Source organism: Acinetobacter legionensis (assembly GCF_048551735.1).
GTDB lineage: Bacteria > Pseudomonadota > Gammaproteobacteria > Pseudomonadales > Moraxellaceae > Acinetobacter.
In genome coordinates, this window is the sequence record NZ_JBIMBV010000004.1 from 172,131 (window position 1) to 184,097 (window position 11,967).

The window sequence follows — 11,967 nt, forward strand, 5'->3', positions numbered from 1 at the left end:
AGTTTTTTTCTAATTTTTTGTATCTACAGTGTGAATTCGTTTCTATCCATAATGAATCTATATTAAGCAGAAAGAGATTTTGCGATGAATGATGACAAAAGCCCTAAAAAACCACAATATGCTGATAGCTCGATTTCAGACAAAGCCTTTAAACGCATGATTATCTGGTTTTTTATCTACTGTAGCCTGTTTTGTATTGGTGTTATTGTCACAATCGGTGCAGATCACGCTGCTTTAAACTAAATCTCAATTGATTTCAAAAGATACGATTGATAAAACACTCACTTAATCAAGTGAGTGTTTTTTCTGTATCTGTTGGCTTAAAAGTGTATAGGCATCTTTAATATCTTCCCGTCCCATATCCTGTAACATGCGCTGATGCATATTTAAAATATTCACATCTCCACGCCTTGCAGGACCCGTCTGCATTGTTTCAGGATCATTTTGAGTGGCTTTTTTTGCTGTTTCCAAAATTAATGGATACAGTAAATTAAAATCGACCTGCTGTGCATCGACCACTTGTTTAGCCATGTCATAACAATAATTTGTAAAATTACAAGCAAATACCCCTGCCAGATGTAAGCTCAGCCGCTGCGCTGAATTATAGGGATAAACTTGATCGCTTAGACTATTTGCTAGCGTCATTACAGCAGACAAATCCTCTTGTAAAGCCGTTTCAATAAACAACGGGGTATTTTTCCAATCCACTTCACGTTCAAAACTAAAAGTCTGTAAGGGATAAAAAACCCCAGATTTTACATGGTGTTCAGTCAATATATTCAGATTGGTACTGCCTGAAGTATGGACAATCAAAACATCTGAAAGTTGTGAATGAATCATTTGGATGACTTGAGCAATGGCTTGGTCACTCACCGCAATAATCAATAAATCAATTTCAGGATCTATACCTTGCATAATATCAATAGCCTGAGCATTCACCAGCTGGGCTAAGCGTTGTGCTTTGTTTAAATCACGACTATAAATCTGAACAATATGATGTTGTTTTGACAATGCTTTTGCAAAATGTGTAGCAACACGACCTGAACCAACAATACTAATACGCATATCAACATCTAAAACTTTAAATATAGTTACAGCATGCCAATAAAAAAGGGATGAATCAATTCATCCCTCTCAGATCATTTTGATAACTACATCAATTTAATGCATTGTTTAAATAAATAATTCGCTCAGCGGTACGTTTATTAAAACACTTGGTATATTGCATCTCTTTGTTTTGCTGAGACATCGCATCATCCCAATATTGACGTTGTTGCTGATAGGTTTCAATTTCGCTATCTGGAATATCGCCAAAACTTTTCTGTGAAATGACTTTACAATCAACATCACGTTTTTCAAACCATTCTGCTTGATCTTGCTTAAACTGTTCTTTTTGTTCATCACTCAAACTATCCCAAGTCTGGTTTAAACGATCGACTTGTTTGAGTTTTTCTTCATCTAGCTCTTTTTTACGGATATCCATGGCTTTTTGTGCAAGCGCTGTTTGCTCTGCATTTTCAATTTGGTTGACCTGCTCGCGTTCACGCATATCTTTATTTTCTTTCATATAGGCTGCGTATTGCACCGCTTTTACCGTAACAAAAGTTACCCCTTGAATAACTGCATCCTGATTAAGCACATCAAGGGTTAAGCCATCTTTGTCTGTTTTCACAACATTATAATTAAACTTGCCTTTCAACTGATCATTGGCTAGTACCAATTTAGATTCACCAGCTTCGATATATTCACGTATGCTGCGATACCCATCACCTTCACATCCATCCTCACAATCTTGCCCAAATTCTGCATATGAATTTTCAGCACGCTGTTGTAAGCCTTTCGGGAATTGAACCACTAACTGACTTTCACATTCCAACTGATTGGTTTTAGAAGAGTCTTCAGTTATCGTACGAACATTCTTCACTTCAAACTTTAAAGCATTGTTAATTTTCTGAAGTAGTGCTTGGTCAGCTTCATAACCAGAATTTTTAATATTGTCTGCGACTTCACGCAAATACTCATCTTTCAAATATTTTTGAATTTGATTCATATTATCTTGATTGGTACAGCTCCACTCTGCAAGTTCAGCATTACCTTCATCTTTTTTCTTTTTGAAGTAATCACAGCCTGACAGCATCAAGGTACTAGAAATCGCAGCAATCATAAATAATGGGTTTAATGATTTATTCATTGTTTATCCGATCATATTTTTATGTGGATCATTTAACCAAATAATTGAAGAATTTTCGAGTAAAAAATAAAAAGCTTCTGGATATTCAGAAGCTTTTTATACAATTTAAGCCTGTTTTAGCACCGAACATACCACTTTAAAAGATTATGGTGTCGTTGCACCAAGTACTTCAAACTCAATACGACGGTTTTTAAATTGCCCTTCTTTGGTTGAATTATCTGCAATTGGATTGTCTTGACCATGTCCTTCAGCAGTTAACTGTGAGGTATGTACGCCCTTTTCAACCAAATATGCCACAACCGATTTTGCACGTTTTTCAGATAATTTTTTGTTTGAATCCGCATTCCCAACATTATCGGTATAGCCTTTAACCACGAGTTTTGCATCTGGTAGTTGTTTTAACAAATTCGCTGCTTTATCCAAAATCGCTTTATTGGCTTCTGGAATACCAGAAGAACCTGTCGCAAAATTAATCACCTGTAAATTCAATGCAGCGGCAATATCATTTACATTGGCTTTATCTGCCTGAATGCTTGAAAGTGCTTGGTCTGCTTGTGAATTACTTGTATCTACATTTGCAGCACTGCTTGTTGCAGCTGCATTTGCATCGGCTGTTTGCTCTACAGAAATATGTAGATTAGGAGCAATAGCTTTTAACTCATCTGCCAATTTTTGTGCTTGCGCTAAATTTGGTGTTTGAATGGTAAGTTGATCACCGATCCAAGTCAGTGAAATATTTGGAATACCTTTAATTTTAGCCAACACCTGATCTACAGCATTTTGATCTGGCAAATCAGCGGCATAAGCACTGCTGGCTGTAACTTGACAATGATCGGTTTGACCAAACACTGAGGCAATACTGGTTTTTAAGCTGTCTAATAAAGATTGACTGCTCGATTGTGCCTGACAACTTGCTAATTTACCTTCTGCATCTGTAGAAATTTGCAGTTCAGCAGCTTGCAAATCAGCAACAGCTTGTGAAGCGCCACTGCTTACTGGATCTCCCCCTACTGGTGGTTTGTTACTGCATTGTTTGAATAACAATGCGGCCAATCCGGCAATCACCAACAAAGCAATAATTGGCAATAACCAATTGGATTTTTTAGGTTCATCTTGGATCGAATTTGTTGTGATTGTAGACGTATCGAGGGGTACTGGTGTTGGAGATACACTTTGTACAGGTATCGGTGCCACAGGTTCTACAGGCGGGATAACAGCCTCAGCCACGGGTGCAGCTTGCGTTGTGGCTGCGAAACCAAGACCACCTACACTTAAGCCTAATGTTGCAAATAATCCTGTTGCCCAAGCGGGCAAAGCATCCTGAATATTGTTCCATTGTGCTTTGATAAAATCAAAAATTTCATGTTTACTATCTGAGCCAGCTTGATCCGCAAGCAATGATAAAGTTGGAGCAATAGAGTGGTTTAATGCGGTTTCAATTTCTTGGGTTGGTGCATTGCCCGCAACCAAGCCTAAAAAATGCGCAACCGTTTCTGGTTGATGACTGAAAATCTCGCTTAAGCGAGGATTTAGATTTTGCTGCAGTGTGCCAATGAGTTCAGGTTTTGATTTTAAAACAGAGAGGAGAATGGGGTAAAAGGCACTTAAAGCACCGATTTTTTCGTCTTGAAACTGAAGATCACCCTGTAAAACTTTTGTGGTCACCCGTTCTTTTAAAAGCTCAATAATATTCATAATTTTGGACACTCCGATTTCATTGTTGTATTTGTCACTTTAATAATCATTTTATTGATCGTTTTTTATTCTAGTGATTAAATTCTAATAGTTATAATAGCTTTTTGTAGCGCAATGTGTTCAATATCTATTTGAAAAGCCAGCTTATGCTGGCTTTTTGTTTACTTTTTTAGGCTTATGTAAAATTTACATCTTAGCCAATAAAAGTATGGAGCACTTTACCAATCATTTTTTGATCGATTAATGGCGTATTTTTTCCATGAGATAAAATACTGTCATTGTTAACAACCCATTCCAAATCTGGATCAACCAAAGCCCAACCCGATTCTTTTACCCAACGATCCGTCATATTGGCCACTTTTGCAGGAGCGAGCGTGACTTTTTCAACCCATTCTAAAGGCTCAAACAAACCTTCACGAACCAATTGCACCCCAAAAGACACATAGGTATCAAATGCACTAATACCAGGTAAAGTCTCGGCAAAAGGCGCTAATTTCGCAGAACCACTCAAAGGTTCATGATGCGTACAAATCGCATCAATCACACCGTCTTTGACGCCTTGGCGCAGTAATTCTTTATCTTTTTCAGCACGTAATGGTGGGCGCACATGTGCCAAAGAGTTAAAACCATCAATTAAGTGCTCTGTTAAATGCAATTGATGCATTGCAACATCTGCTGTCACTGGCAAACCTTTGTTTTTTGCAATTTTAATCAACTCTACAGATGCACCACTTGAAAGCAAACCAAAGTGCGCTTTGACGCTTGTCGCTTCAATCATCAATAGGTATTTCGCAATAGCAACTGTTTCAGCCGGTGCTGGAATCATTGGTAATCCCTGACGTGAGGCAATAAACCCCTCATGTACACAACCATCTTTTGCGATCTGGTGCTCTTCTGGATAAAACACTACAGTCATGTCTAAACCAGCCGCATATTCCAAGGTACGCAGAACCACATCATCGTCTTTAAAAGTAGCATAGGCATTTGAAACAGCAGTACACCCCCCCTTTTTTAAACCTGCCATATTTGCGGGTTGTTTACCATTTAAACCTTGGGTTTGTGCACCAATCACTTGTAAATGAATACCACCGTCTAACATGGCCTTTTCTACCAGTCCATGAATCAAAGCACCATTGTCTTGCACGATCGGCTTTGAATCAGGTGGGGTAAATACATGCAAAATACCATTTTCACGTGCGGCTTTACCTTCTGACTTCAAGGTACCATGCTGTTGCTGACCTGGCTCGCGTAACCGTGCACACAAATCCACCATGGTGGGTATCAACCATTTGCCTTGTCCGTCAATTGTATCTACAACATTGGCAGATGATTCGACTATTTTTCCATGTTCAACATAAACCGTTTGTACAGTGTCAGTTTTTTTTATTGGGTCTAAGACACGTACATTTTCAATTTTTACACTACTCATGACTTTATCCTTCACCTTAAACCGCAATTGCTTCTAACAAACCTTTCTCTTGCAACTGACCTTGCATTGCCAAAGCCAAAACAGCCATTCGCACTGCAATACCATTGGTCACTTGATGCAAAATTACCGACTGTGCACCATCAGCAATACTAGAATCAATCTCTACACCGCGGTTCATCGGTCCCGGATGCATAACAATACAATCAGGTTTAGCCATGGCAAGACGATCTTTATTTAAACCATACATTTTGTAAAATTCAGCTTGTGACGACAAAGCTGGTGAATCAATACGTTCATTTTGAATACGTAAAGTAATGATCACATCACAGTCTTTAATGCCTTCATCCATTTTATTGAACAAGCGAACACCTTCACCATATTCGTCAAAACCACACGGAAGCAAAGTATTTGGTGCAATTACACGGATATCTTTGCAACCTAAAGTCTGCAAAGCTGCAATATCTGAACGTGCAACACGCGAATGCTTAATATCACCAATAATCGCCAGACTAATGTCTTCAAAATTCTTTTTCGTTTCACGGCGAATGGTTAACATATCTAACATTGCTTGAGTTGGATGAGCATGACGCCCATCTCCAGCATTGATGATTGCAACATGCGGACAAACTGTTTCAGCAATAAAATGTGCTGCACCTGATGAAGAGTGGCGTACAACAAAAATATCTGCTGCCATCGCTTCGAGGTTCCATAGCGTATCGCGCAATGTTTCCCCTTTTGAAGTACTTGATCGTGCGATATCAATGTTCAATACATTTGCAGATAACCGTTTTGCAGCCGCTTCAAAAGTAGTTCGTGTACGTGTCGAATTTTCAAAGAATAAGTTCATCACTGTACGACCTTCTAAAAGTGGTGTCGTTATCAGTTGATTTTGATCATTTATAAAGGAATGGGCTGTATCTAGAATTTTAGTGAGGGTTGCTTTAGAAAGACCTTCGATGGTGAGGAAATGCTTTAAGTTTCCGTCATTATTGAGTTGAATCTGACTCGGTGTATGCAATGCCGCCAAGTGCATGAGAGATTCCTTAGAGGTTAAGTTAACGTATTATACAGATTTTCTTTTTCTTTGGCAGTTGAAGTTTTGGACAAATAGTCATAAAAGTCAGCGATCAAATTTTAAATTTGATCTGCTTTAAGTCTGCCAGTTTGAGCGTTAAGTTCATTAATTTTTCTCGAAGTTGCTGAATTATATTGATGTAATCAATATCTGATTGATCTTTTAAAAGCTTGATATAAGCATCTATTCTCAGCAAGGATTGATTACGCCATTTAAGTAATTCTGCTATTGGATGGTAAATTTGTGGATCAAAATCATGCAATTGATATTCCAATATTTTTATATTGCTTAATGTCACATCATATTCTTTTACACGTTTTAAGCACTTTAAGGTATCTTCTAAACGAAAGCGGATCTCATGTTCACAAAGAAATTTTAAATGTGGCAAATCCTGTTGAGCAGCAAAATATTGTGCCAATGGCAGAGTAAAATCCTCATAAGGATACCAACGCCCATGCGCACAAGAGATCAATTCTTTATATTTTTTCTGTTCAATCCACAGGTTAAACACAGCAGCCTTTGCTTGATCATAGTGTCTTAATCGCAGTTCAGTTTGTTGTTCCGACTCATCAGCGGTACCCACGTAAATCATTTGGTTGTTTTTTAAATATTTGCTAATTTCTGCATTTAATTTCGTATAACTCAAGAGATTGTCTCACAGCTTATCCTCAGCTTAAAAATACTATAAATGAGTTTTAATTTTAATCACACTGTATCAATCAAGCTCTAACCCAATAGTTAGAGCTTAATGCCCGACCTATCTCAATGCACCAATATAGTGATGTGAAACTTGTGCTTGATAAATTTCTTCTTCTGTTGCACCAGAAACATATGCTTCCTCGCTTTGTTCAACTTGCGTTGTTGTTAGCATATTCACAGAAGAAACTGGTTGTTCCTGTTCTAATAAATGCTGTAAGCGCAAGGCATGCCGATTTAATTCTGGATCTTGAGTCGCCAATGACATATCAATCACATACTGTGCATAGCTTTTATTATCCACTAAATACATTACATCAATAACGCGCCCTGTCACACGTCTTAATCGCGTTAAGATTAATGCCCCAATGGAAAATGCATCTGCATGTGCAATAAATCTGCTGTTGTTAAGATCTTGCATAGAAATCCCCGTATTTATTAATTCATTAAAAATTCAATTAAATTTCTGAGCCAATACGGTGGATAATTAAGCAAATTGTGTACCAAAATAACGCCATTAAATGAAATAATAATGCATACACATTATTCTCTATTAAAATCTTGCCTTCTAAAAATCGCCCTACACATTGCGGAGCGTCAAATAGATCTATAAATTACTCCGTCATGAAATTTGCTCTCATCATCATAAATCAAGAACTACATGTGTGCTTTATTCATAGATGATTCATCTATATAAATTGCAATACTGCATGCAAATTTTTCTTGTTCTTAAATGATTTCAGTAACGCAAGAATTTTAAATCAAATTCTAATGATAAAAATAGCGCCAACACATTTCCAATGAAATTAAAATCAATAATAGCCCCATCACGATATTAAAAAAACGCGCCCGATTTCCTGTATTTAAAAAGCTTGCTAACTTTTCACCAGCAATCCCCCATAGCAATAAAGATAGATAACAGACGACAAAATAAATCACTACAAAAACCAATAAAACAGCATGAATATGCCCCGTTGAAAATAGCCCTGTACCCGCCACTGCGGCAATCCATGCTTTGGGATTTAGCCATTGCATTAACGCACCTTGTATAAAGGTCGGTATTTTTGCTTCATCTTGGGATTGACTAGAGATAATTGTCCCTTTTGCACGTAGAATATTCAGTCCAATCCACAACAATAAAACTGTACCTAAAATCGTGATCACATTAAGAAGTACAGGATAAACCACAATCATTTGATACAAACCAAAACAGACCGATGCCAATAACAAGGTAAAACCAATGGTCGCCCCTGAGATAAATGCAAAAGTTGCTTTTACACCATAATTCATACTGCTGGTTAAAATAGTTAAATTCACAGGTCCTGGTGAAATCGACATAGACAGCGAAAAAATAAACATTGAAACAATAAGACTAAGCATTTTTTAAATTCTTTATTCGATCTTATCTACATATTGATATTTGAATATATTTCAAGCAAAAAAACCAAATTTTTAACTGAATTTAGTACTTTTTATAAAATTTCGGACTTAAAAGACCATTCTATAAGTTTTCGTCATTAAAATACGCTAAAATACGCGATTGCTTTTTTAATGTCTTTGGAAATATTCATGAATTCGAAACCACGTCTTTCTACATATTGGGTTACCTGTGCAGATGGACTAGAAACCTTACTGCAAGAAGAAATTCAAGGTTTAGGGATTCAAGATATTGAAAAATTTCCTGGGCGTTTAATTTTTAAAGGCAAACTCGAAGATGCATACCGTGTTTGTATGTGGTCACGTTTGGCTTCTCGTGTACTGACACCGATTCATGTTCATGAGCTTGAGTTTACCCATGATGCACGTGACGTTGCAGAAGAACTTTATGAAGGTGCTATCAATTTTGATTGGTCACTTATTTTTGCACCACAAAGTACTTTCGCGATTCGTCTTCATGTAGAACGTGATATTAAAGTCAATACACAGTTTGCGACTTTACGTGTCAAAGATGGTGTGGTTGATTCCTTCATGGAAGCTGTAGGTAAACGTCCAAGTATCGACATTAAACAGCCTGAAATTACACTATATGTACTTGCTGGAAAAACTGAACACACCTATTGTTTAGATTTATCTGGGGATTCTTTACATAAGCGTGGCTATCGTCGTTTTATGACAGATGCCCCAATAAAAGAAAACCTAGCAGCTGCTATCTTACAAAAAGCACAGCTTAAACAACGTAATCCAGAAATTATTCTCGACCCAATGTGTGGTTCAGGAACCTTTATTATTGAATCATTGATGATCCTGACTGATCGTGCACCTGGTTTAGTACGCCGTTTTGGCTTTAATGGCTGGAATGGACATGACCATGAGTTATGGATGTCGATTAAAGCTGAAGCAGCTGAACGTCATAAAGTTGCCTTAGAACAACCTTTGCCTAAATTCTATGCCTATGACGCAGATTGGGAAGCAGTAAAAGCAACCAAACAAAATATTATTGCTGCTGGATTTGAGCAACAACTGGATCAAATTCAAATTGAAGAGCGAACTTTAGCCGATTGGCCTGATTTCCAAGCAGAAGGAAAAACTTCATTTATTGTCACCAACCCACCATATGGTGAGCGTTTAGGGGAAAAGGCTTCTAACCGAGCTTTGTATCTGGGCCTATCCGCGCTTCTACAAAAGAATTTCCCCAATCAGCATGCTGCGGTTATCGCAGCTGCTGTTGAACAAGCAGATGTATTGGCGTTTAACAATCCACAAATTTTACGTTTAATGAATGGTAAATTACCAATTTACATTCGTTTTGGTGATATTAAGCCTGCTGCAGTGGTTAAACCTTTCCTTGCAGATTGGCAACCTCAACAATTTGAAAAAATTGAAGGTGCAGAAGACTTTACCAATCGCTTGCAAAAAAATATGCAAGCTTTAAAGAAATGGGCTGTAAAAGAAAATATTTACTGTTTACGTCTCTATGATGCAGATTTACCAGACTTCAATGTCGCTGTAGATTTGTATGGTGATCGTTTACATGTTCAAGAATATGCACCACCAAAAACCATTGACCCAGAAAAAGCCAAAAAACGTTTTAACCTTGCTTTGGCTTCAATACGTGCTGTAACAGGTTTAGGTCGTGATGCGATCTTTATTAAAACCCGTGCCCGTCAAGAAGGTAAAACCCAGTATGCAAAACAAAGTACAGCATCTAAACGTTTTATTGTTCAAGAAGGTAAAGCCAAGATTTTAATCAATTTGACTGATTATTTGGATACTGGATTGTTCCTAGATCACCGTCAAATGCGTCTGCGCATTGCAGCTGAAGCTAAAGGAAAACATTTCCTTAACCTATATAGTTATACCTCTACAGCAAGCCTACACGCTGCTTTAGGCGGTGCTGCAAGTACCACAAGTGTTGACTTATCCAATACTTATTTAAACTGGTCTAAAGAAAACTTTGTCTTGAATGGCTTAACGGTTGATCATCCTGATGAACAGCATCAATTTTTCTCAAGCGATTGTTTTGAATGGTTAAAAGAAGGTCATGAACAATATGACATGATTTTTATTGATCCACCAACCTTCTCAAACTCAAAGAAATTCTACGGTACTTTTGACGTGCAACGTGACCATATTTCTTTACTTAAACGTGCAATGAACCGTCTAACTACAGAGGGAACTTTGTATTTCTCAAATAACTACCGTGGTTTTGAGATGGATGAAGAAATCGATGCAATGTTCGATGTACTGGAGATCACCAATGAAACTATTGGCTTAGATTTCAAACGTAATCAAAAAATTCATAGAGCCTGGAAAATTAAACACTTCCCTGTTTAATTATGTTAGACCTCGGACTTATTTATAAGTCACGGGGTCAATTTCATGTCCTATATAAAGTGTAACGCGATCTTGGGTTGTAATTCGGACATCATGGCGTTGATATGGATTATAACCAACTTCGCTTATTCTATATTTTTCAAGTGGTTTTAAATATTTATCCCCAGGTTGATTTGGATCTGGGTCTTTTTTCTGCCACTCGAAATCAGTTAAAACTGTAGAATAAATTTCATCTTTTTTAGCATCATCTGACCTTTCCTGAGCAACTTGTTTATGCAAATTATTTTGCTCTTCTACAGGTTGTTGTGCATTTTCCTTTACAGCTTTAATAATAATAGGTGACAGTTTAACCACACCTACAGATTGCTCTGCAAGATCTTGATCATCTAATTTATCTGCCAATACCTCTACCGAACTGAATGCCATCAAGAGAAAACCGAATATTTTTAAATAATCAGATTTATCCTTATCTTTGATCCTCATGATCAACGTTTCCTTTCTTATTATTCCTCACTGAAAAAACTATCAATTTTTGACCGTTTTTTCAATAAATTCATGAAAAACCCGATAATAGGTAAAACCTAAATCAATACACATAAATATTTGATGATTAAAATAATATGATGAAAAGACCAGGCTATGCCGATTAGTGGTTTAGGATGGTTTATAAATCTATGCATTCCTATAGCTCTGGATGCTTGATTGGGGGATTAAACAGGCTTTAAACCTTTGCATCAATTCTACGATGTGTAGTGTTTTCCCTATTATGCGGAAAGTCTTAATGTGGCATTCTACTGCTCAATCAACCTCATCTCCCCTTCACAAGTGTTATCCATTAAGATTACTTACCTTTTGATCCAATGCTTACACTTATGTAGAACGCTAAAAAGTCCTAAAGCTTGCAATACCATACCTTATATTCAAAGTTTAAATACCTTTGCGTAGGCTATGTCTCACTTTTCGTAAGGGTTGCCAAACCTTACACTGTAAACAAAGCAGTGCTTTGTTTTTGCTCATGGACGGGGGTACGTCCTATACCCCCGTCCAACTGTGACATCCATGTCGCCCCATGATTAAAACAACCATCTATGATTCAAAAGTACAAAA

General features: G+C 37.3%; 11 protein-coding genes. 2 read left to right on the forward strand and 9 right to left on the reverse strand.

Annotated features, from left to right (window positions below):
- Positions 1-84: 84 nt before the first annotated feature.
- Complete coding sequence (locus ACG9ZL_RS05305; RefSeq protein WP_004721086.1) at positions 85-243, forward strand: hypothetical protein; 159 nt, start codon at positions 85-87, stop codon at positions 241-243.
- Between the two features lie 42 nt (positions 244-285).
- On the opposite strand, the gene ACG9ZL_RS05310 is transcribed toward ACG9ZL_RS05305, so the two are convergent.
- From ACG9ZL_RS05310 to ACG9ZL_RS05345, 8 genes are all read right to left on the reverse strand, one after another.
- A complete protein-coding gene (locus ACG9ZL_RS05310; protein ID WP_419359307.1) occupies positions 286-1,065 on the reverse strand; it encodes a Rossmann-like and DUF2520 domain-containing protein in 780 nt (259 codons plus the stop codon).
- A 91-nt stretch (positions 1,066-1,156) separates the two neighbouring features.
- Positions 1,157-2,191, reverse strand: a complete 1,035-nt coding sequence (locus ACG9ZL_RS05315; protein WP_419359308.1) for a DUF1311 domain-containing protein — start codon at positions 2,189-2,191, stop codon at positions 1,157-1,159.
- 144 nt (positions 2,192-2,335) lie between these two features.
- On the reverse strand, positions 2,336-3,886 hold the full coding sequence (locus ACG9ZL_RS05320) for an OmpA family protein (protein ID WP_419359310.1): 1,551 nt from the start codon (positions 3,884-3,886) through the stop codon (positions 2,336-2,338).
- Between the two features lie 193 nt (positions 3,887-4,079).
- Positions 4,080-5,315: a dihydroorotase gene (locus ACG9ZL_RS05325; RefSeq protein ID WP_419359312.1), complete on the reverse strand. Its 1,236-nt coding sequence runs from the start codon at positions 5,313-5,315 to the stop codon at positions 4,080-4,082.
- A gap of 16 nt (positions 5,316-5,331) precedes the next feature.
- A complete protein-coding gene (locus ACG9ZL_RS05330; protein ID WP_004721095.1) occupies positions 5,332-6,348 on the reverse strand; it encodes an aspartate carbamoyltransferase catalytic subunit in 1,017 nt (338 codons plus the stop codon).
- A 94-nt stretch (positions 6,349-6,442) separates the two neighbouring features.
- The gene (locus tag ACG9ZL_RS05335; RefSeq protein WP_419359314.1) at positions 6,443-7,036 is read right to left on the reverse strand and encodes a hypothetical protein; all 594 of its coding nucleotides are present in this window, start codon (positions 7,034-7,036) and stop codon (positions 6,443-6,445) included.
- Between the two features lie 111 nt (positions 7,037-7,147).
- Positions 7,148-7,507, reverse strand: coding sequence for a hypothetical protein (locus ACG9ZL_RS05340; protein ID WP_336953101.1), 360 nt, complete (start codon positions 7,505-7,507; stop codon positions 7,148-7,150).
- A 347-nt stretch (positions 7,508-7,854) separates the two neighbouring features.
- The gene (locus tag ACG9ZL_RS05345; RefSeq protein ID WP_419359315.1) at positions 7,855-8,466 is read right to left on the reverse strand and encodes a LysE family translocator; all 612 of its coding nucleotides are present in this window, start codon (positions 8,464-8,466) and stop codon (positions 7,855-7,857) included.
- Positions 8,467-8,655: 189 nt separating this feature from the next.
- Between ACG9ZL_RS05345 and rlmKL the strand changes: the two genes are divergently transcribed.
- Positions 8,656-10,860: a bifunctional 23S rRNA (guanine(2069)-N(7))-methyltransferase RlmK/23S rRNA (guanine(2445)-N(2))-methyltransferase RlmL gene (gene rlmKL, locus ACG9ZL_RS05350; protein WP_419359317.1), complete on the forward strand. Its 2,205-nt coding sequence runs from the start codon at positions 8,656-8,658 to the stop codon at positions 10,858-10,860.
- Between the two features lie 18 nt (positions 10,861-10,878).
- On the opposite strand, the gene ACG9ZL_RS05355 is transcribed toward rlmKL, so the two are convergent.
- Positions 10,879-11,343, reverse strand: a complete 465-nt coding sequence (locus tag ACG9ZL_RS05355; protein WP_336953107.1) for a hypothetical protein — start codon at positions 11,341-11,343, stop codon at positions 10,879-10,881.
- Positions 11,344-11,967: the final 624 nt, after the last annotated feature.

Coding starts and splice junctions, on each gene's coding strand:
- ACG9ZL_RS05355 (WP_336953107.1), bottom strand. CDS start 11,343: ATGAGGATCAAAGATAAGGATAAATCTGATTATTTAAAAATATTCGGT.
- ACG9ZL_RS05340 (WP_336953101.1), bottom strand. CDS start 7,507: ATGCAAGATCTTAACAACAGCAGATTTATTGCACATGCAGATGCATTT.
- ACG9ZL_RS05330 (WP_004721095.1), bottom strand. CDS start 6,348: ATGCACTTGGCGGCATTGCATACACCGAGTCAGATTCAACTCAATAAT.
- rlmKL (WP_419359317.1), top strand. CDS start 8,656: ATGAATTCGAAACCACGTCTTTCTACATATTGGGTTACCTGTGCAGAT.
- ACG9ZL_RS05325 (WP_419359312.1), bottom strand. CDS start 5,315: ATGAGTAGTGTAAAAATTGAAAATGTACGTGTCTTAGACCCAATAAAA.
- ACG9ZL_RS05305 (WP_004721086.1), top strand. CDS start 85: ATGAATGATGACAAAAGCCCTAAAAAACCACAATATGCTGATAGCTCG.
- ACG9ZL_RS05345 (WP_419359315.1), bottom strand. CDS start 8,466: ATGCTTAGTCTTATTGTTTCAATGTTTATTTTTTCGCTGTCTATGTCG.
- ACG9ZL_RS05320 (WP_419359310.1), bottom strand. CDS start 3,886: ATGAATATTATTGAGCTTTTAAAAGAACGGGTGACCACAAAAGTTTTA.
- ACG9ZL_RS05315 (WP_419359308.1), bottom strand. CDS start 2,191: ATGAATAAATCATTAAACCCATTATTTATGATTGCTGCGATTTCTAGT.
- ACG9ZL_RS05310 (WP_419359307.1), bottom strand. CDS start 1,065: ATGCGTATTAGTATTGTTGGTTCAGGTCGTGTTGCTACACATTTTGCA.